The sequence below is a fragment of the Cupriavidus phytohabitans genome (assembly GCF_017815025.1).
GTDB lineage: Bacteria > Pseudomonadota > Gammaproteobacteria > Burkholderiales > Burkholderiaceae > Cupriavidus.
Genome location: NZ_JAGIQB010000289.1, coordinates 1 through 313, shown reverse-complemented (window position 1 = coordinate 313; position 313 = coordinate 1). Strand labels below are relative to the sequence as shown.

The window sequence follows — 313 nt, the reverse complement described above, 5'->3', positions numbered from 1 at the left end:
CCGATACACGGGACCCGACGCGCTCACTGGCAGAAGTTGCACGAGCGCATGGCCTGAACGCGAATCTTGTGTCGAAGCGGCGGCGGGATCAGGAGCGGGCCGCGGCGTCTGCATCCGAGCCGGCCGAACTATTCCTGCCCATAGAGATGGCATCGGGGCCGATGCCGGCGCCGATTGGATCGTCCGGGCTCGTCATCGAATGTCGTGGCGTGCGCGTGTGTTTCGAAGGCAAGCCCGAGCCTGATGTCCTGCAGCTCGTGCTGGCGAGCTTGCTGGGAGTGGGTTCGTGATGCCGGGCCTTCCCGCTGGAACG

At 65.8% G+C, this 313-nt stretch carries 1 protein-coding gene; it reads left to right on the top strand.

The window, feature by feature from the left end:
• Positions 1-290: hypothetical protein (locus J8I34_RS34525; RefSeq protein WP_209808657.1), on the top strand; the 290-nt coding region annotated here is incomplete at its 5' end.
• Positions 291-313: the final 23 nt, after the last annotated feature.